The organism is Rhodococcus sp. KBS0724, from assembly GCF_005938745.2.
Taxonomy (GTDB): Bacteria; Actinomycetota; Actinomycetes; order Mycobacteriales; family Mycobacteriaceae; genus Rhodococcus_F.
The window spans coordinates 5824545-5844173 of sequence record NZ_VCBX02000001.1 but is presented as its reverse complement, the minus strand read 5'-3'; the positions used below and the strand labels follow the sequence as shown (position 1 = coordinate 5844173).

At 61.9% G+C, this 19629-nt stretch carries 19 protein-coding genes; 11 read left to right on the top strand and 8 right to left on the bottom strand.

Annotated features, from left to right (window positions below):
• The first annotated feature begins 3 nt into the window (after positions 1 to 3).
• Both FFI94_RS26835 and FFI94_RS26830 read left to right on the top strand, forming a co-directional pair.
• Complete coding sequence (locus tag FFI94_RS26835) at positions 4 to 897, top strand: CoA ester lyase (protein WP_138870490.1); 894 nt, start codon at positions 4 to 6, stop codon at positions 895 to 897.
• Positions 890 to 2101: a CaiB/BaiF CoA-transferase family protein gene (locus FFI94_RS26830; protein ID WP_138870489.1), complete on the top strand. Its 1212-nt coding sequence runs from the start codon at positions 890 to 892 to the stop codon at positions 2099 to 2101. The genes FFI94_RS26835 and FFI94_RS26830 overlap by 8 nt, the downstream gene beginning before the upstream one ends.
• A gap of 98 nt (positions 2102 to 2199) precedes the next feature.
• Here the strand turns inward: FFI94_RS26830 and FFI94_RS26825 are convergent, their stop codons facing one another.
• Entirely contained in the window at positions 2200 to 2991 is a 792-nt protein-coding gene (locus tag FFI94_RS26825) for an SDR family NAD(P)-dependent oxidoreductase (protein WP_138870488.1), read from the bottom strand.
• Positions 2992 to 3208: 217 nt separating this feature from the next.
• Between FFI94_RS26825 and FFI94_RS26820 the strand changes: the two genes are divergently transcribed.
• From FFI94_RS26820 to FFI94_RS26800, 5 genes are all read left to right on the top strand, one after another.
• Positions 3209 to 4363 (top strand): acyl-CoA dehydrogenase family protein, encoded by a 1155-nt coding sequence (locus FFI94_RS26820; protein ID WP_138870487.1) that lies wholly within the window; start codon positions 3209 to 3211, stop codon positions 4361 to 4363.
• On the top strand, positions 4360 to 5829 hold the full coding sequence (locus FFI94_RS26815; RefSeq protein ID WP_138870486.1) for an aldehyde dehydrogenase: 1470 nt from the start codon (positions 4360 to 4362) through the stop codon (positions 5827 to 5829). The genes FFI94_RS26820 and FFI94_RS26815 overlap by 4 nt, the downstream gene beginning before the upstream one ends.
• A 73-nt stretch (positions 5830 to 5902) precedes the next feature.
• Positions 5903 to 6922: an LLM class flavin-dependent oxidoreductase gene (locus tag FFI94_RS26810; RefSeq protein ID WP_138870485.1), complete on the top strand. Its 1020-nt coding sequence runs from the start codon at positions 5903 to 5905 to the stop codon at positions 6920 to 6922.
• On the top strand, positions 6919 to 7878 hold the full coding sequence (locus FFI94_RS26805; RefSeq protein ID WP_138870484.1) for an alpha/beta hydrolase: 960 nt from the start codon (positions 6919 to 6921) through the stop codon (positions 7876 to 7878). Before FFI94_RS26810 ends, FFI94_RS26805 begins: the two co-directional genes overlap by 4 nt.
• A 26-nt stretch (positions 7879 to 7904) precedes the next feature.
• Positions 7905 to 9263 carry an MFS transporter gene (locus tag FFI94_RS26800; RefSeq protein WP_138870483.1) on the top strand — a complete coding sequence of 453 codons (1359 nt, stop codon included), beginning with the start codon at positions 7905 to 7907 and terminating at the stop codon, positions 9261 to 9263.
• A gap of 79 nt (positions 9264 to 9342) precedes the next feature.
• On the opposite strand, the gene FFI94_RS26795 is transcribed toward FFI94_RS26800, so the two are convergent.
• Both FFI94_RS26795 and FFI94_RS26790 read right to left on the bottom strand, forming a co-directional pair.
• Positions 9343 to 10077 (bottom strand): FadR/GntR family transcriptional regulator, encoded by a 735-nt coding sequence (locus FFI94_RS26795; RefSeq protein WP_138870482.1) that lies wholly within the window; start codon positions 10075 to 10077, stop codon positions 9343 to 9345.
• A gap of 322 nt (positions 10078 to 10399) precedes the next feature.
• Positions 10400 to 11326, bottom strand: coding sequence for a DNA-3-methyladenine glycosylase (locus tag FFI94_RS26790; RefSeq protein WP_138870481.1), 927 nt, complete (start codon positions 11324 to 11326; stop codon positions 10400 to 10402).
• A gap of 73 nt (positions 11327 to 11399) precedes the next feature.
• Between FFI94_RS26790 and FFI94_RS26785 the strand changes: the two genes are divergently transcribed.
• A complete protein-coding gene (locus FFI94_RS26785; protein ID WP_138873440.1) occupies positions 11400 to 11969 on the top strand; it encodes a ribonuclease H in 570 nt (189 codons plus the stop codon).
• A 24-nt stretch (positions 11970 to 11993) separates the two neighbouring features.
• Here FFI94_RS26785 and FFI94_RS26780 read toward each other — a convergent pair whose 3' ends face one another.
• The 3 genes from FFI94_RS26780 to FFI94_RS26770 all read right to left on the bottom strand — a co-directional run bounded on the left by FFI94_RS26780 (position 11994) and on the right by FFI94_RS26770 (position 14764).
• A complete protein-coding gene (locus FFI94_RS26780) occupies positions 11994 to 12992 on the bottom strand; it encodes an acryloyl-CoA reductase (RefSeq protein WP_138870480.1) in 999 nt (332 codons plus the stop codon).
• Between the two features lie 105 nt (positions 12993 to 13097).
• On the bottom strand, positions 13098 to 14231 hold the full coding sequence (locus FFI94_RS26775; protein WP_138870479.1) for an NADH:flavin oxidoreductase: 1134 nt from the start codon (positions 14229 to 14231) through the stop codon (positions 13098 to 13100).
• Between the two features lie 5 nt (positions 14232 to 14236).
• A complete protein-coding gene (locus FFI94_RS26770; RefSeq protein ID WP_138870478.1) occupies positions 14237 to 14764 on the bottom strand; it encodes a nuclear transport factor 2 family protein in 528 nt (175 codons plus the stop codon).
• A gap of 126 nt (positions 14765 to 14890) precedes the next feature.
• Here FFI94_RS26770 and FFI94_RS26765 point away from each other — a divergent pair, with 126 nt between their 5' ends.
• Positions 14891 to 15796, top strand: coding sequence for an amidohydrolase family protein (locus FFI94_RS26765; RefSeq protein ID WP_138873439.1), 906 nt, complete (start codon positions 14891 to 14893; stop codon positions 15794 to 15796).
• A gap of 25 nt (positions 15797 to 15821) precedes the next feature.
• Here the strand turns inward: FFI94_RS26765 and FFI94_RS26760 are convergent, their stop codons facing one another.
• Positions 15822 to 16565 carry an SDR family NAD(P)-dependent oxidoreductase gene (locus FFI94_RS26760; RefSeq protein WP_138870477.1) on the bottom strand — a complete coding sequence of 248 codons (744 nt, stop codon included), beginning with the start codon at positions 16563 to 16565 and terminating at the stop codon, positions 15822 to 15824.
• A 30-nt stretch (positions 16566 to 16595) separates the two neighbouring features.
• Positions 16596 to 17534 carry a 3-oxoacyl-ACP reductase gene (locus FFI94_RS26755; RefSeq protein WP_138870476.1) on the bottom strand — a complete coding sequence of 313 codons (939 nt, stop codon included), beginning with the start codon at positions 17532 to 17534 and terminating at the stop codon, positions 16596 to 16598.
• A gap of 258 nt (positions 17535 to 17792) precedes the next feature.
• On the opposite strand from FFI94_RS26755, the gene FFI94_RS33850 reads away from it, so the two are divergent.
• Entirely contained in the window at positions 17793 to 17945 is a 153-nt protein-coding gene (locus tag FFI94_RS33850; RefSeq protein ID WP_185993329.1) for a hypothetical protein, read from the top strand.
• Positions 17946 to 18015: 70 nt separating this feature from the next.
• The gene (locus FFI94_RS26750; RefSeq protein ID WP_138870475.1) at positions 18016 to 19599 is read left to right on the top strand and encodes an acyl-CoA synthetase; all 1584 of its coding nucleotides are present in this window, start codon (positions 18016 to 18018) and stop codon (positions 19597 to 19599) included.
• Positions 19600 to 19629 lie beyond the last annotated feature (30 nt).

Here is a 19629-nt window from a genome sequence, read left to right as displayed (position 1 = left end):
AACATGAAGCCTTACCGCACACTGTTGTTCGTCCCGGGGCACAAGCCCGACTGGGTGCTAAAAGCGCTCCGTACCGGCGCTGATGCGATTGTGCTGGATCTCGAGGATTCGGTTCCAGAGGCGGAGAAAGAATCGGCCCGAAAGGCCGTCGCCGACACAATTATCGCAGTACGAGAACATGATTCAGAGGTCGGGTTGTTCGTTCGCCCCAATGGGCTCGGTACTCGGACGACCGGCGCTGATCTCGAGGCGGTGGTGCTGCCCGGCCTCACCGGAATCTTTGCTCCCAAGATCGAAACCGTGCATGACGTGGTCGCCTATGACGCGTTGCTGGATCACTTCGAGCAACGCAACGGCGCCGGCCGTCAGCGCGTCATCGTCCCTGTCGAGACCGTCAAGGCCATCCACAATTGCCGGGAGATTGCACTGGCGTCGCCCAGGATCGCGGCGATGATCGGCCCGACTGCGGAGCATGCCGACATTGCGCGTGAGGTTGGCTTCGAGTGGAGTGCGGAAGGTACCGAGACATTGTACCTGCGGAGCCGAATCTTGTTGGCATGCAGAGAAGCTGGACTCCACGCGTTGACGGGACTGTGGGAGGAACTCGGTGACCTCGACGGTCTGGCCGGCTTCGCCGACGGCGGTCGTCGCCTCGGGTTCCGGGGCATGGTCGTGATCCATCCCAGTCACGTCCCGGTGGTCAACGCGGCCTTCACTCCGTCCGAGACGGACATTGCTTTCTACCGAGGATTGGCCGATGCCTACCTAGCGGGGGAGAGAGTCGGGGATGGGGCAGTCCGTTACCGAGGTCTGCACATCGACCGCGCACATTACGACAAGGCGCTCCAGTGGCTCGAACACGCTGCAGAGCTGACGGAAGGAAACAGAAATGTCTGACCCGAACGCGCCCCTGCACGGAATTCGGGTTCTCGAACTCGGGACCATGTATGCCGCCCCTACCGTGGGCAGGATGCTCCGCGATTTCGGGGCCCAGGTCATCAAGGTGGAGGATCCGGAGACGGGTGACTTCGCCAGGCATTGGACTCCTCAGAAGGAAGGCCTGTCGCTGGGCTTCACACGACTGAACGCAGGCAAGAGTTCCATCGGGATCGACCTGCGTACGGATCGCGGCCGAGAGCTCGTGCGTCGACTCGCGGCGAAGGTCGATGTGGTGATCGAGTCGTTCCGGCCGGGCCGCCTCGAGACGTGGGGGTTAGGCTACGCGGAACTGAGCGCAGCCAATCCGGGGCTGGTGCTGGTCCGAGTATCGGGTTTCGGGCAGACAGGTCCGTACTCGGAGCTTCCAGGTTTCGGTACGGTGGCCGAGACAGCCAGCGGTTTTGCGCACGTCAACGGTTGGGCAGACAAGCCTCCGACATCGCCGCCGTTCGGATTCGCAGATTCCATCGCCGGCATTTCGGCTGCGATGGGCGCAGCGATGGCGTTGTTCCGTCGAGAGCGAACAGGCCGGGGTGAAGAGGTCGATGTTGCGCTCTACGAGCCGCTGATGTTCATTCTCGGCGACATGATCCTCAAGTACACCGCTACCGGAGAAATTCAGGATCGGGTCGGCAACGGTACCGGATCCGCCTCACCGCGTGGCATATACCAGGCTGCTGACGGTAAGTGGCTTTCCATTGCCGCGTCCAATCAGGGCATCGCTAAGCGGTTGTTTCACGCAATGGGCCAGCCGGAACTTCTCGACGATTCCCGGTTTGCGACAAACCCCGCACGGATGGAGAACAACGAGGTCCTGCAGGCGAAGGTGATCGACTGGGTGGCCAGTTATTCGCGGGAAGAGGCGCTGGGCATTCTGGAAAAGTTCGAGGTGGTGTCCTCGGCAGTGAATGACTCGAGCGATATCGTCGTTGACCCGCATTTCCTGGAACGAACCCTGGTCGAGGTCAAAGGCGAGGAGTTGTTGAAGTCCGTGCTGATGCCCGGCCCGATCTTGCATATGAGGGAGAGCGCCCGGCCGAACTACGACGGCGTCCCCCGGATCGGTCAACACACCGATGCGTTGCTCGGTGAATTGATCGGTGAGTCTGCGGAGTCGATCGCCGAGCTGCGGGCCGCAGGTGTCATCGGAGGGAACGACTGACACGGTTCACGTGAAACTTGTTGGGGATGAGGGAAGCCCGGTACGGATCATCCGTATCGGGCTTCATCCGTTGATCGGTCAAGCTGTGAACCGTCGGATTACGGATGTCCGCCGTCGACCGGAATGATCGCGCCGGTGGTGAAGCTGGACAGGTCGCTGGCGAGGTAGAGCGCGGTGCCGACGATCTCGTCCGGCTGACCTCCGCGGCCGAGCGCGAAGCCTGCGGCTCGCTTGCCGAAAGCCTCCATGTCCCAGGACTTGCTGACATCGGTCAGGAAGGTTCCGGCCATGATCGCATTGCACCGCACGGTGGGTCCAAGGGTGTGTGCCATGCCAATGGTCATGGCGTTCAAGGCAGCTTTGGCGGCGGCATAGGGGACCAGGCCGGCTCGGGGGTGAACTGCACTGGCGCTGCTGATGTTGATGATCGAGCCGCCGTCCGTCTGTGCCATTCGGCTGCCGATGTTTGCGGTCAGTCGGAACGGTCCCTTGAGATTTACTCCGATCACCTTGTCGAAGAACTCCTCGCTCACCGACTCGATCGTGTCGTAGAGAGGTGACATCCCTGCGTTGTTCACCAACACGTCGACCTGACCGAACTCGTCGTAGACCTGATCTGCGAGCCGGTCGAGTTCATCCCACTTGCCCACGTGCACTCCGATGCCGAACGCTCGACGGCCGGTGAGTTCGGTTATCTCCGAAGCGTATTTGGCGCACGCATCTCCGTCGCGACTGGCGATAACCACATCCGCACCTGCGGCGGCGAAGCCTGCCACCATAGCGCGGCCCAATCCGCGACTGCCGCCGGTAACGAGGGCGACCTTTCCAGTCAGATCGATCGCGACTCCACGAGTCGAATCCGTGTTCTCGGCGGGTAGGTCGGTAGGCATGTAATCCCCTTTCGGGACGAAAGTGGTGCGTATGCAGACTCCGCACCGAATTGATGGCAGACTATCTTGACGAGAGGTAGATCATAGATACTATGATAATGAATTATGGGCAAGGCGCCAATCCTGGCGACGCCCGTCACGGCCACCCGAGGGCTGCGCTGAATCGAGGCCTTGGTGCTTCGCGCCGGCGTGGCGGACCACAGAAGGGGACAAAAGAATGTCCGTAGATCAGGACGTGCAACCTTTCGAACTTCCCGCGCGGTACCGGGACTTGCAGCAGGAGGCACGCGAACTGGCCCGAACGGTCGCTCCGATCGCCGAACGCGCCGACGAGTCGGAAACTGTTGACGCGGAAGTCCGAGCTCTGCTCACCGAGAGTGGGCTCGCCCGCGTGGTGGTGCCCGCACAGTTCGGCGGCCGCGACGAAGCTGTCGACTCCCTGGCTGTCACTGTCGTCCGTGAGGCGCTGGCCTACGAGTGTGCGCATCTGGATTCACTGTTCGCGATGCAGGGCATCGGCAGCTTCGGTCTGTCCACCTGCGACAACGTCGAACTGAAGCAAGAGTGGCTTCCGAAGGTTGCCTCGATGGAGGCCATCGCGGCTCTCGCCCTGACGGAGCCGCAGGTCGGCTCGGACCTCAAGGCCATGACAACGTCGGTCAAGTCCGAGGGTGACATGTTGGTCGTCAACGGACACAAGTCGTTCATCACCAACGGAGGTGCTGCAGACTTCTATTCGGTGCTGGCGAAGGAGGGCGACGGGTACTCCCTTGTGCTGGTGCCGGCCAACGCCGAAGGCGTTCGCACCTCGGCGCCGTTCCAGATCATTGCACCGCATATTCTGGGCGACATCATCTTCGACAACGTCCGGGTGCCGGAAGGCAACCGAATCAGTGCGCCGGGTGAGGGTTTTGCTCTGGTGCTCAACACCTTGGCGACGTTCCGGGTTTCGGTCGCCGGTGCCGCGGTAGGCCTCGCCCAGGCTGCGCTCGACGAGGCCGTCCGGCACACCAGCTCTCGTGAGCAGTTCGGGGTTTCGCTGGCAAGACTCGGGCCGATCCCGAGCCTGCTCGCGCAGTCCTGGGTTGACGTGGAGATGTCCCGCGCGTTTACCTACCGTGCCGCTGCAGCAGCCGCGCGGGATCCGAAGGCGAATCTCCACTTGTCGTCGATCGCCAAGGCCGGTGCCACCGAGGCAGCCGGCCGCGTAGTAGACCGGGCCGTGCAGATGATGGGCAGGTTCGGTTTGGTCCGCGGCAGCAAGATCGAGCGGCTCTACCGGGAAGCGCGGCCCATGCGCATCTACGAGGGTTCGACCGAGGTCATCTATGATTCGCTGGCAAAGAAGCTCGTCCGGGACAGTGCCAAATGACCTCCGCGACAAGGGCGGACACGACGCCCACGCACGGTGGCATCCCGTTCATCGCCGGGCGATGGGAGCGGAGTCAGGGTGATGAGACCGCCGAACTTCGTAACCCCGCAGACGGTACCGCGCTAGGCACGGTGCAGTTGGCCTCCACAGCTGACGTCGACCGCGCGGTGGACGCGGCCAAGGAGATCTTCGAGGTCAGGACTTGGGTCGACACACCGCCTGCTGATCGTGCAGCGGTACTGGACCGTGCTGCTGATTACCTTGAAACCCAACAGGATCGGGCTGTAGACATCCTCACCAGCGAACTCGGCTGCCCCCGGAGCTTCGCCGAACGTGCACACGTGCCGAACCCGATCCGGATGATCCGCTACTACGCCGAATTGATCCGCAACTACCCATTCGACGAGATTCGTGGCGACTCGACCCTGAGTAGCCTGGTCACCCAAACTCCGGTCGGAGTCGTCGGTGCGATTACTCCGTGGAACGGTCCGTTGAGCAGTCCGGTCCTCAAGGTTGCGCCGGCGTTGGCGGCCGGGTGCTCGGTAGTGCTCAAGCCTGCGCCCGAAACTCCGCTGTCGGCGCTGCTCATGGCCGAGGCGTTCGAGCACGCTGGACTGCCGGCAGGTGTGCTCAGCGTGTTGCCCGCCGGTCGCGAGGTCAGTGAACACCTGGTGCGCAACCCCGCAGTGGACAAGGTGGGGTTCACCGGCAGTACCGCTGCAGGGAAAAGGATCATGGCGCTGTGCGCCGACCGGGTAGCCCGGGTCACGCTCGAACTGGGCGGCAAGTCGGCAGCGGTCATCCTCGACGACGCAGATCTCGATGCCGTTGTGGCGAAGGTGATTCCGATGGCGATGATCGTCAACGGACAGCTGTGCATCTCGCAAAGTCGAATTCTGGCTCCCCGCAACAGGTACAACGAGATTGTGGACCACCTTGCAGCTGCCGTCACGGCGCTGCGCGTCGGCGACCCGTTCGATACCGAGACCGATATCGGCCCTCTGGTCAGTGCTGCCCAGCGCGAGCGGGTCGAGGGCTACCTCTCGATCGGCGCAGACGAAGGAGCCCGTGTCATCGGCGGCGGACGCCCGGTTGATGCTGGTAACGGCCACTTCGTCAATCCGGCAGTGCTCGCCGACGTCGACAACAGCATGCGAGTGGCACGTGAAGAGATCTTCGGACCCGTCATCGCGGTGATTCCCTATGACACCGAGGCTGACGCCGTCCGTATCGCGAACGATTCTCCATACGGTCTTTCCGGATCCGTGTGGTCCGCCGATACTGATCGCGCAGTGTCGGTGGCGCGTCGGATCCGTACCGGGATGGTCAGTATCAACGGAAATCCGCAGGCTTTCGGTACGCCGTTCGGTGGGTTCAAGCAGTCCGGGATCGGCCGTGAAATGGGTCCTGAGGGGTTGTCGGCATATCTGGAGAAACAGTCGATCGCTCTCGGTCCGAACGTGTGAAGAGGCTGAGTTATTCACGCGGAGTGATGCAACTCCGCTCGACGACGCTGACATTCTGATTCAAGGGAGAACCATGAAGTTCGGTCTGGCCATCATGAACGATTTTCCGCCCGGCATGCTCAATCCGTCCAAGCTTGCGGAATTGCGCGAGCAGGTCGGTGCCGCAAGAAAATCGGGATTCGAATCGGTGTGGGTGTTGCAGCATTATCTCGGCAACATGCCTACCCTGCAGCCGATCCCGTTGATCGCTTCACTGGCTGAGCGCGCCGACGGGATGGATGTGGGCACCAACATGTTCATTCTTCCGCTCCGGCACCCCGTCGCCGTCGCGGAGGAGTTCGCGACCATCGACCACCTCAGTGGCGGAAATGTCATCGCGGGGTTCGGAATGGGATACCGTGACAACGAGTTCGAATCCTTCGGTGTACCGATGGACGAGCGAGTCGGGCGGTTCGAGGAGAGTGTCGAGATCATTCGCGAGCTGTGGAGCGGACGCACAATCAGCTACCAGGGCAAGCACTTTCAGCTCGACGAGCAGCGAATCAGCCTCGAACCGGTTCAGCCCTACGGTCCAAAGATATGGATCGGTGCGGGTGCGCACAAGACCGGTGCTCGGCGCGCTGCCCGACTCGGCGATGCCTGGATCATTCCTCCGCACGTCACACCTGACCGTCTGGATGTGGTGCTCGGCCACTACCGCGCCGAGCGCGATCTACTAGGTAAGGCGTCGGACGGCGAACTCGTGGTCCGCCGAGAACTGGTGCTCGACGAAAACCCGGACCGTGCGCGTGAGATCGGCGTCCGGGCACGCGGCGCGTTGACCCAGAAATACTCTGCATTCAACGCGCCCGACGCCTCGGGCGTCTACAAGCATCTGGACGGTGCCAACTCCGCAGAAGAAGTGGCAGACCAGTCGTATCTGTTCACCGATCCGGACACCGCAGTCGAGAAGCTCAAGGCACTGGAGAAGCAGGGCATTACCTACGTGATCCTGAGAATGCAGTGGTACGACCTGCCACAGGACCGATTGCTCAAAACCATGGAACTGTTTCATGACCGGGTACTGCCCGAGTTTGCTTCGAGTCCGGCATGACTCGTACCGGTGAGTATGTCGAGTCGGGAGCCGCACCCGAACCTCTCGACGGGCGGTTGCGGGCATTGCTCGACCGGGGCCGCAATATGGGCGGCCCGCCGATGTACGAGTTGGCAGTCCACGATGCACGGGCCAAAGTGCTGGCCGGCAACAGGCTCTGCTCAGATGGTCCGAATACCGTTGCAGTCGAGGACATTACGTTGGAATCGACGGGGCTGTCCGCCAGGCGCTACACCCCGTCGGGCATCGGGGACCCTGTCGCGGTGGTGGTGTACTTCCACGGCGGCGGCTGGGTGACGGGAGACCTCGACTACGCAGATAACGTGTGCCGGTATCTCGCCGCCGGGGCCGGAGTCGAAGTTGTCAGCGTCGACTACCGACTTGCTCCGGAAGCGCAGTTTCCGGCTGCTGCCGACGACGCCGTAGCGGCTGTAGTCGCGATCGCAGCAACAACCGGTGGAGTGCCGCTCGCAGTGGCAGGAGACAGCGCCGGGGGGAACCTTGCCGCAGTAGCAGTCGCGCAATTGCGCGGCGTCGTCGCCGTCGCGGCTCAGGTGCTGCTGTATCCGGTGCTCGACAGCGACACCACTCGCCCGTCGTACCGGCGTTCGTCGTCGGCCGACGGAATCGGAACCCGGGAGATGGAGTGGTTTCTGGACCACTATTGCCCCGAATTGCAGGAACGTACCGGCATGATGTTTTCCCCGATGAACGGCGAGGATCTCGGCGGGTTGCCCCCGACAGTGCTGCTCGTCGCCGGTCACGATCCGCTGCACGACGAGGGCGTGGACTACGCCGAGCAACTGCGCCGTGCGGGGATTCCGGTCGAGTTGATCGATCATCCCGGGATGAACCACGGATTCTTTCGATTCGAGTCCGTACTCGAGGACTACGTACCGCGCGCTGCGGCGCAACTCTCCGAGGCCGTCGTGAGAGCCCTCAGCTTTCGTAGCTAGCCACCTGAACCGATGGAGGAACTCCGATGGATGTTCTCACTGCGATAAAGACGAAACCGATGAAGCGGTTCCAGTACGTCTCGCTCATGGCATGCCTGCTCGTAATCACAGTCGACGGATTCGACGTGTTCGTCATGGGATTCGTGCTTCCTCACCTTCCTGACGACTTCTTCTCCGGGACGGCAGAGAAGGGCTATCTGCTCAGCGCCGGCTTGTTCGGAATGGCAGCAGGGTCGATACTGTTGGCGCCATTGGCTGACCGGATCGGTCGACGAAAGCTGGTCCAAATTTGTTTGACTGCAAGCCTCGTGGGGATGGTTGCCAGTGCGATGTCGCCGAACGTCGAGGCCTTGATCGTGGCCCGACTTATCACGGGAATCGGTATCGGCGGAATGGCCGCGAGTCTGGTTGTGCTTGTTCAGGAATACTGCTCCGACAGTCGGCGGAACCTTATGGTGGGTATCTACTCGATCGGATTCCCAGTGGGGAGCCTCGTCGGAGGCGGAATCGGTGCTTTCCTTGTTGGATCACTCGGCGGTTCCTGGCACGTAATGTTCGCCTTCGGTGCCGTCATAACACTGGGTGCAATCGTCGTCGCTTACTTCTTCATGCCGGAGTCGATCGACTTCCTGGTTACCCGCAACACTCCGGAGGCACAGGCGGAGATCAACAGGATCGTCGCACGTTTGGATGACCCATCCATCGATCCAGAAGCCCGGCCGGCCGCAACTCCTGCTGTCGTTGCCGGAGGGAGCTTACGCAGTTTGTTCTCAGGGCGACTTGCCAAGCGGACGTTGTTGTCCTGGCTTGCCTACGCAAGTCTGATGTGCTCGTTTTACTTTGCGAATACATGGACCCCGGAATTGGTGAAGACAGCCAGCGGCGACGCGAACTTGGGTACGACGGCTGGTCTGATCCTCAGCCTCGGTGGACTTTTCGGCGCGTTGACATTCGGTGTGTGGACCCTCAAGACATCCGCGCCGCGAGTGCTCTGGATTTCGATGCTGGGAGCAGCGATCTCGATCTTCACCTTCGCCGCTTTCTTTACACATTCGGCCATAGCGATCGCAATCACCGCGGCAGTTGGTCTGTTCACCTATATTGCGATCACCGCGAGCGCGGCCGTCGTGCCGCAGCTATATCCGGCCAGCTCGCGCGCTACCGCGATGGGCTGGATGCTCGGAGTCGGCCGACTCTGCTCGATCTCCGCCCCCATCCTTGTCGGATACGCGTTGACCGTCGTTGCACCGCAGACCCTGTACTACTTCGCAGCCATCCCGATGCTGATCGGCGCCTGGGCTACTCATTCGTTGTGGAGGCTGAGCCGGACACGACAATTGGAGTCGGTGGACACCGCGAGGACTGTTGCCTCCGCCGCACATTGAGGTGACGGCTGTATGCACTGCGAAGACGGCAGCGAGCTCCCGATCCGTCTTCGCAGTGTGAGTTGGGTGCCAAATCTGGCTAGAGTGCAGCCCAGGTTATCGGTTGATTGAGAAGTGCCGCAGATTTCTTACGCAGGAACCCCGCGAGTTCTTCCATGTGCTCGCGCATCGTGGCTTCTGCGCCGTCCGGATCGCGTTGGGCGACAGCGGCGAGAACCGCCCGATGAGCTGCGAGGTCCTTCTTTCTTCGGGCCAGGGGGTATTCGGAGAACATCGGACCCTCGAAGATGCCGTCGATAGCGTCGATGAGATATCCGAAGACAGCGTTGCCGGAAGCCCAGGCGAGCGCATCATGGAATTCTTTGCTTGTTTCATGGAACAGATTGAGATCACGGATGTTTTCGTCCATCCGTGTCACAGCAGCTTCCATCGCTGCTAGTTGCTCGTCGGTGACCCGTGCCGCGGCGAGACGGGCATTCATCGGTTCGAGACCCACTCGGGCCTCGAGGATCGAATCGAAGGGCGTCTTCTCGAACTGAAGTAGCAGCGCGAGGCTGTCCATGAGGTGCGACGCGTCGGGTTTCTCGACAGTGGGTCCACCGCCCGGACCGGGCTTAAGTGACAGCGCCCCAGACAGTTCGAGGAATCGGAGCGCTTCACGAAGCGTGCCCCGACCGATTTCGTACTGATCGAGCATGACTTTCTCCGGGGGTAGGCGATCCCCTGGACGTAGTCCTTTGGCCGCGATCTCGGAGACGATTCGCCTCGCCACGATCATTGCGGTCTTCTCCGGCCTACCTGATCTGGTAGCCATGCGTGTCCCCTCCAACCCTGTGCTCGATTCGGAAATCGATGTTACGGGACGGAACGTAGCGAACGGGCCGCGGTGGTAGAGACGAATAGGACGACATCACAGTCCTGAACGGTAGTGGTTGAGTTGTGAACCGGGCGTCGGCGGATTCGGCTTACTTCTGACACAATGCAGCGGTTTGCATTTCGTGTGCTGTAGAGGCACCCGAGCATCGTCCCGGGTGATGGCTACCTCCGGTGCCCCGTACTTTGGGGGCCGGACAATCTTAATCTGTTGGGGTGCAAGACATGTGGCCGAATTTCTGTCGCGGCCGGGTGGCGCGCGATCAGTGCCGACGATGATCCGCGATAGCGGTGCGGGGCCCGAACTTCGGTTTGACGGCCTGCCCACTGATCTGCAGGAGTCGAACCGCCCGATACCGATGCGGTTGCAAGGGAGCGAGGTACTCGACCATACGAGCGTCGTCGATCGGCTCGCCGAGAAGTGACCAGCCGACTACCGCGGCGAGATGGTAATCGCCCACCGACAGTGCGTCCGAATCCCCGAAAGCGCGTTGGGCCACCTCGGCGGCCGTCCAGATCCCGACGCCCGGCACAGCTCGCAAACGTCTGGTTGCCTCGGCCGGAGTGAAGGTCGACGCTTGCTCCAATCGATCGGCGACCCGAGCGCACTGCACGATCGTCTTCGATCGTGCCGGGTCGACGTTCGCGCGATGAAACTCCCACGACGGCATGCGTCGCCACTGATCTGCGGTGAGTGGAACTCGCATTCCGTCGGGCGCAGGTCCGGGAGGGCGTTCTCCGAACTTGGTCAGCAGACGGCGCCACGCTGCGAAAGCGTCGACGCCGTGGACACGTTGCTCGAGGATGGCGGGGACGAGGGCCTCCATGACACGGCCCGTGCGTCCGATCCGAAGATGCGGGAAGCGTCGATGAGCTTCGACCAGCTTGGGATGTTCGGGAGCGAAGTCTTCGGCTTCGTCGCCCAGACCGAGCAGTGCTTCGGCTCCGCCCAGGAATTCCGTAGCGCCGGGGCCCCACGCCTGCACCCGGACGGTGTGGCGATCGGACTGCGTGATGCGGTAGGTCACAGGACCGGAAAGTTGGCGGGAAACTCGCCAGATTGTGCCGTCCGGGGACCGTCTGTGAGTGGGGTCGCCAGGTCCGCGCTGATGCGGGCTGAGCGTCAGCGCGGCATCGAGTGGTCGCTGAGAAGTCACCGTGACTTCGGCAGCGCCTGGTTGCGGCGTCATTGTCGGCCAGCGTATCTGCAACCGTCGGTGGGTGTTCAGCTACATGTCGGTGCGGCAACGTAAGGTCCGAGCCATGATCATCGTGAGCACCGACGGATCCTGTCTGCGCAACCCTGGCGGAGCTATCGGCTGGGCTTGGGTAAATCACGAGGGTCCGTCGATGTCGGGCGGCGAATCATCCGGAACCAACCAGATCGCCGAGTTGAGGGCGCTCTTCGAGGCCGTCGCAGCTCACCCCGGAGACGAGCCTTTGCTCATCGAATCCGACTCTCAATACGCCATCAAATGTGCGTCCGAGTGGCTGCCGAGTTGGAAGCGCAAGGGCTGGAAAACCGCGAGCGGTGGCGCCGTCAAGAACCTGGAACTGGTACAGAGCATCGACCGCGCCATCAGTGATCGTGTCGGGCCGGTACGTTTCCGTTGGGTCCGCGGGCACGTGGGCAACCACTACAACGAGGTGGCCGACAAACTGGCGGGCGAAGCCGCCCGCGCTATTGTCTCCGGCGATATCGAGTCGGTGCCGCTTGCCGTGCATACCCCGGCTCCGGCTCCCGTGAAGAAAGAAGTGACCGTCGTGAACTCCTCGTACAAGGAGAAGTCCACGACGGCTGTCGAACCGGAAGATCTGTTCACACTGTTCTGAAAGCGCGCTGCCTTACCGGGAGTTTTAGAACCCGCCTGCAACCTCGACGAGCGCGCGGCCCGTGTACTTGCCTTCGCGCACCTGATCGATCACCGACACGACGTCTCGAACGGCGACGCGGTTGGTGATGTCCTTCAGATGGCGCGGAGCGAGATCGGAGTGAAGGCGTGCCCACAGTTCGCGGCGAGGTGCGATCGGCATCAGAACCGAGTCGATACCGAGCAGCGAAACTCCGCGGAGAATGAAGGGCATCACGGTTGTCGGCAGCGCAGCGCCGCCGGTCAGGCCGCTGGCCGCGACCACGCCACCGTAATTCATCGTGCTCAAGACATGAGCGAGAGTCTTACCGCCGACGCAGTCCACTGCAGCCGCCCATTGGGATTTGCCGAGCGGGCGAGGCTTTGCATCGGGATCCTCGGGCAGGCGGCCGATCACCGAAGAAGCGCCGAGTGATGTCAGAAGTTCCACGGCGCCGGGTTTGCCGCTGGACGCGACTACGTCGAAACCCGCACTCGACAGCAGATCTACGCTGACTGTGCCGACGCCTCCGCTCGCCCCCGTTACGAGGACCGGACCGTCGGCTGGAGTGATTCCGCTCGCCAGGATTGCCTGCACGCTCATCGCGGCGGTGAATCCTGCTGTACCGATCGCGGCCGCATCAGCGGTGGACATGCCGTCGAGTTTCACTACCCATTCAGCTGGGAGTCGCGCGATCTCGGCGTAACCACCGTGGCGGGCGGTACCGATTTCGTAGCCGTGGGCCACAACCTTGTCGCCCGGAGCGAACTCGTCGGATTCGGAGGCGATAACCTCGCCGGCGATGTCGATGCCGGGAACGATCGGGTAGTTCCGGACAACACCGCCTTTGGGCGTGACGGCCAGTGCGTCCTTGTAGTTCACGCTGGAGTACTCGACACGAATGGTGACCTCACCTGCGGGGAGGAAAGATTCGTCGACAGTCTCGGGGGCAAAATCGATGGCGTTGTCGCCCTCTCGGGCAACCCAGGCGTTGAAGGATGTCATAGGTCGAACATAAAGGCCTTCGGCCCTGTGCGCCGTTTCGGTAGTGCCGATTGCCGAAACGGCGCACAGGGCGGAGCCCCTAGATCAACGCGCAGGGCGCAGTCCCTAGATCAAGCTGCCCTCATGCACTGCTCGATCGAATGCGGGCAACGGACCGCCGGCACGCAGAGTGGTGGCGAGTGCCGGATCAGCCAAGTGCAAGCGACCGATCGCGATCAGGTCGAACTCGCCGCTACCGATGCGCTCTTCGAGCTGCGGAATGTTGTCCACGACGGGTGCAACACCTTCGATGCGGCTGTCGCGCAACGACTTTCCAAGGCCGACACTGCCTACGGCCATGGTGACGGCGCCGGTCAGCTTCTTCGCCCAGCCGGCGAGGGAGAGGTCGCTGCCTTCGAACGCTGGGACGTCGAAGCGCCGGATGCTGGCATCGAGCACGTCGACCCCGGCATCGACCAAAGCACCCAAGATCACGCCCAACTCTTCCGGGGTTTCCGCGATCTTTGCAGTGAAATCCTGCTGCTTGTGCTGGGAGAAGCGGTAGATGATCGGCAGATCGGGGCCGATGGCTTCGCGGATCGCTGCCACGACGGCCGCGGGGAATTTGGTACGATGCTCCAAGTCGCCGCCCCACGCGTCGTCGCGCTGGTTGGTGCCTTCCCAGAAGAAGGAATCCAGCAGGTAGCCGTGGCCGCCGTGAATGGCGATGCCGTCGAACCCGAGCTCGACAGCGTGCTTCGCACTGCGGACGTAGGCGGCGATCACATCTTCGATGTCCTGCTCGGTCATCGCTTCGGTTGTTGCCTGAGCGCGCTCGACGTAGGCGGCGGAGTACGACGTGACACCGAGCGGTCCCCACTCACCGGACGGGCGCATCGGCTTGAGAGAAGGATCCATCTGCGTCATCGCGCCCCACAACGGGCCGACGTGCCACAACTGCGGCACGATCTTGCCGCCGGCAGCGTGAACGTCGTCGATGACCTTGCGCCAGCCGGCTTGAGCGGCGGGGGTGTGCAGGTTGGGGACGTTGGCATGGTCGACCGCGCTCACGTGATCGATCGCAACGCCTTCGGTGACGATCAGGCCGGTGCCGCCCTCAGCGCGTCGACGGTAGTAATCGGCGACGTCCTGTCCTGGGACGCCCTCGATGGAGTAAGTGCGCGTCATCGGGGACATGACAATGCGGTTGGGCAGTTCGAGCGAACGAATGCGCAAAGGCTGGAAAAGGGGACTGGTCATGTCAATCACAGTGCTTTCATGAATCGGAAGAATCCGGGGTCCTGATCGACGCGCAGCCTCGTGAGGGTGCGGTAGCTGATCAGCCACTTACCGTCCTCTTTGCGGTATTCCTCGTGGTAGTGGCCGTAGCCGTGCAGGTGCAGTTCCTTTTCACCGTCGTTCCACCACAGCATGTCCTCCATCGCCCAGATCCCCGTGGCGGTGGTGGGGGAGGTCAACACGATTTCGGGAGTGTGCGCGTGGTGCGCGGTGGTGAGAGGAATTTCGCCGTCGAGCATGTTCCGGATGGCGTTGGTAAGTTTCTCGATACCGACCACCTGGTTCGACGTGTCACCGGTCTTGGGTTGCTTGTCCGTCGGGAGTCCGCCCCACGTCTCGCTGACGACATCAGCGGTGTGCAGCGTCGGGTAGATATGCCACTGCTTGGTGTCCATGCAGCGCAGCCGAGCCGAGAAGACCTTTTTGATTTCCTCGATTGCGAGTAGTTCCTCGACAGGACTGAGTGACGCGACTTCGGACTCGGTCAAAGACATGCAACCTCCAGCAGTAATCGGCAAGATGCCCTCAGATTCGAGGGCGTAAGGCCCTGCCGTCAATCACCTGTCTCAGTGAGCGCGACAACACTCGGTATGGTCGAGCAAACGGAAGGAGCGCTCGCTATGTGCGTTGATACGGATTCGGTCCCCGGGGCCGAGGAGATCGCTGAGGTTCGGGATTTCTGGAGTGAGTTGGGCGTTCCGGGCTTGGTCGATGTTCACACCCATTTCATGCCCAAGAGCGTCATGGACAAGGTGTGGGGCTACTTCGACTCCGCCGGACCGATGATCGGTCGACCATGGCCCATCACGTATCGCCTGGTGGAGGAGGAACGCGTACATCGGCTGCGTGAATTCGGAGTCCGGGCCTTTACCTCGATGATCTACCCGCACAAGAACGCGATGGCCGAGTGGCTCAATCAGTGGGCCGTCGAGTTTGCCGCCCAAACACCGGATTGTCTGCACACGGCCACGTTCTATCCCGAGGAGACGGCCGCGTCGTACGTCGGAAAGGCTTTGGAGTCGGGGGCGCGAATCTTCAAGTCCCACATCCAGGTCGGGAACTACGATCCGAACGATCCGCTGCTCGACAAGGTGTGGGGGCAGCTCGAGGACTCCGAGACGCCCATCGTGATCCACTGTGGATCGGGACCGGCGCCGGGAAAGTACACGGGACCCGATCGTATTGCTTCTCTGTTGGCGCGCTACCCGCGACTGCCGCTGATCATCGCGCACATGGGAATGCCTGAGTACAGCGAATTCCTTGATCTTGCAGAGTCATACGGGAATGTGCGACTGGATACGACCATGGCGTTCACGGATTTCACGGAAGAGCAGTGTGCGTTCCCGACATCGGATGTCTCCCGCCTGGTCGACCTGCAGGACCGGATCCTCTTCGGGAGCGATTTTCCGAACATTCCGTACCCGTATCTCAAAGCACTACAGGCGCTTACGCGTTTCGGCCTCGGTGACGAGTGGTTGCGCGCGGTTGTTCACGACAACGCTGCCAAACTCTTCTCGGTGAGCTGAGCGCTCACCGAGAAGAGCTTGGTGCTCAGCGAAGTTTGATGCTGCCGCCGTCGGCCATCAACGTCTGGCCGGTCATGTACTTGGAATCCTCGCTCGCCAGGAACACGACGACGGGAGCGATGTCGGTTTCGGGGTCACCGATGCGCCCGAGAGGTACCTTGGCGACCGATGCGGCTGCGCGCTCGGGAAAGGCCTCCTGCCACTTGACGACGCCTTCGGTGGCGGCAAACGGGCAGACTACGTTGACCCGAATGCCTTCCGGCGCCCACTCGTTGGCGACGACGCGGGTCAGGCCGCGCACAGCTTCCTTGGCCGCTGCGTACGAGGTCTGGGTGGGCATACCGTCCAAGCCGGAACCGGACGCGAAGTTGATGACCGAACCCTTGGACTTCGCCAGTTCGTCGTGACACGCCTGCATCAGGTGGACAACGGGGTAGAAACCGGTGTTGAAGGACAGATCGAACATGTCCTGCGTGGTTTCCAGCAACGGGGCCTGACGAGACGCGTGAGCGTTGTTGACCAGGATGTCGAGCTTGCCGAACGCCGCGAGCGCGGCGTCACGGATCTGCTCGGCTGAACCTGCGGCAGCAAGGTCGACGTTGAGGAACTTGCCGGATCCGGCCAGTTCCTGCTCGAGGGCCTGGCCCTGTTCGTCGTTGATGTCGACGAACAGGACCTTCGCGCCTTCACGGGCAAAGACTCGGGTGATTGCGCGACCGATACCACCGGCGCCGCCGGTGACAATCGCTACCTTGCCGTTCAACCTCATGAAAAACGCTCCTTCTTCTGTGAATGCTGCTTATACGGTTGCGGTCTCGTCGACTGCGAGTGCGATCTTCTCGAGGCCGGCAACGCTGTAGGCGGCGTAGTTCTCGTAGGGTCCACGACCCGAGAAGTACGACGTGAGCTGACCACCGAGCTCTTCGACGGTGAATGCGGATCCGGCTGCGTCGAAACGGTTCTCGACCTTCGGTGCTTCCATCAGTGCCACCATCTTGCCGTAGACGACAAAGACCTGTCCGTTGATCTCGTCCGAATCGGGCGAAGCCAGGTAGCTGACCAGCGTGGCAACACGCTCGGGTGCAAGCGGATCGAGGCCGGTGACGCCGGTGTTGTTCTCGCCGAATGCACCTGCCGTCATGGCCGTCCGGGCGCGCGGGCAGATTGCGTTGCTGCGGACGCCGTAACGGGAGAGGCCGGCTGCGCTGGAGAGCGTCAGAGCCGTGATGCCGGCCTTGGCTGCCGAGTAGTTGGGCTGTCCGGCGCTGCCGAAGAGGAAGGCTTCGGAGGATGTGTTGATGATGCGGCCGTAGACGGGGGCGTCGGCTGCCTTGCTGGCGGCGCGCCAGTGCACTGCAGCCGCATGGGAGGTTGCGGCATGGCCCTTGAGGTGCACGCGGATGACGTCGTCCCAGTCGGATTCGGTCAGGTTGAAGATCATCTTGTCGCGCAGGATGCCTGCGTTGTTGACGAGGATGTCGAAGGAGCCGAAGTTCTTGACGCCTTCCTCGACGAAGCGTGCGCCGAGCGACCAGTCGGAGACGTCGCCGGTGATGGCGATGGCTTGTCCGCCTGCGGCCTTGATCTCGTCGACCACGTCATTGGCTGCGGGGCCCATGTCGTTGACGATGACGGCCGCGCCGGCTGCTGCGAGGCCGAGTGCCTCTGCGCGGCCGAGTCCGGCGCCGGCACCGGTGACTGCGGCTACTTTGCCTTCCAAGCTCAGTGATTGCGTCATGTCGTGCTCCTTCGATCCAGGTCAGAAATTAGTATTCATTCTAATTTGTTGAAGCTATCTTGGGGTAAGTTCCGCAAAACTAGCAAAGTCAAAATCAGAATTAGTTCTAGTTTTGATCAGAAATGCGAGCCAGAACACTACAGTCCCGGTCAGTGGGAGCGGTGATGTAGGTCACGAGCTGGTCATGCCACCTTGTGGCTACGCGCCGACAGGGCGCGCACGCACTTGCGTCACCGCCAACTCTGCCCGGAGCGCCCCATGTTCAACGACTCGCCTGCTCGGAAGCATCTACGCCCCAGTCAATCGTCGGAGATCCTCACAGCAGGTTCCGCTCTGGCTGCATCGGGTGGAACAACAGGAGGATCTGCGCAGCTCCTGGCATCGATGTTGGGGCGTCGGACCGGCGGATGACGCACTCGAAGTACCAATAGATGCGGCCGGACCGGACCGGTCGCACCTGAAATAACGGAAGGCACCAACAGTGTCACTGAATTTGGCAGATCTGTACGAGGGTGTAACGGACTTGATCTCGGATCGCACGGCACTTGTGTGCGACGGGCGTCGACGGACCTACGCGGAACTCGACGAAGGCTCCAACCGCATCGCCCATCACCTCGCGAGTGTGGGCGTCGGGCCGGGCGATCACGTTGCGCTGCACATGCGCAACAGCATCGAATATGTCGAAAGTTTGTTGGGCTGCCTCAAGATTCGCGCAGTGCCGATCAACGTCAACTACCGCTACGTCGATGCCGAGTTGACGTACCTCTACAACGATTCCATGTCGGTCGCGCTCATCGTCGACGAGGAGTTTGCCGACACCGTTTCGTCGATCCTGCCGACAACTCCGGGCATCAAGCATGTTGTCGTCGTTGGTGAAGCCGACCTCGTCGGCGTCGACAGCATCAGTTACGACGTTGCAACGCAGGCCCAGTCGGCCAAGCGGGACTTCGGGCCACGCAGCGAAGACGATCTGTTCGTCATCTACACCGGCGGCACCACTGGTATGCCCAAGGGTGTCATGTGGCGTCACGAGGACTTCTACTTCGCCGCCCTCACCGGCGGAAACCCGTTCGGTCCTCCGCATGTCAAGGCCGAAGATCTGTACGCCGCCGTGCCGCACGTCCCCGCGATGAACATGCTCAGCACCGCCCCGCTGATGCACGGCGCAGCATCCTACTCGTTGTTCACCGGATTCTTCATGGGCGCCAACGCAATTCTGATGGCACGATTCGACGCGAAGAAGACGCTTCAGCTTGCCGGAAGCGAAAAGGCAGTCTCCATCACCGTCGTCGGAGACGCGATGGCACGCCCGCTCGCCGACGAATTGGCTACGAATGCCGCGGAGTACGACCTCGGCACGGTGGGCATGGTCTCCTCCGGCGGAGCACTGTTCTCACTCTCCCTACGTGAGCAGTTGAAGTCGATTCTTCCGAACCTGATCATCCGCGACGGTTTCGGTTCGTCTGAGTCCGGCGTCGACGGCAACCTCGAGATCGGCGCAGACGGCTTGATGCGGATCGCTGCTCGCGACGAGACTCGTGTTGTCGACGAGCGGATGCGTCCGCTCGAGCCCGGTTCACCGGATACCGGGTACATCGCCCGTTCCGGTCACGTTCCGGTCGGATACTTCAACGATCCCGTGAAGACAGCAGCTACGTTCCCCGTCGTCGACGGTGTTCGTATGTCTGTGCTCGGCGATATCGGCCGCGTGGAAGCCGACGGTTCGATCGTTCTGCTGGGCCGCGGTTCTCAGTGCATCAACACCGGTGGCGAGAAGGTGTACCCCGAAGAGGTCGAGCAGGCACTCAAGAGCCATCCTGCGGTTCTCGACGCTCTGGTCGCGGGTGTGCCGGACGATAAGTTCGGCGAGCGCGTGGCTGCGGTCATCACCACTCGTGAAGGTTTCGACGTTCCGAACCTCGCCGAAATCGGTGAGCATTGCGCGTCGCAGGTCGCTCGGTACAAGGTGCCTCGTACCGTCGTGAGTGTGTCGGAGATCCGGCGCTCTCCCAGCGGTAAGGCCGACTACCGTTGGGCTAAAGCAACTTTGGCAGAAGCTAACTAGTTCGAAGTCATCCAGCGCGTTTTGTGAGGG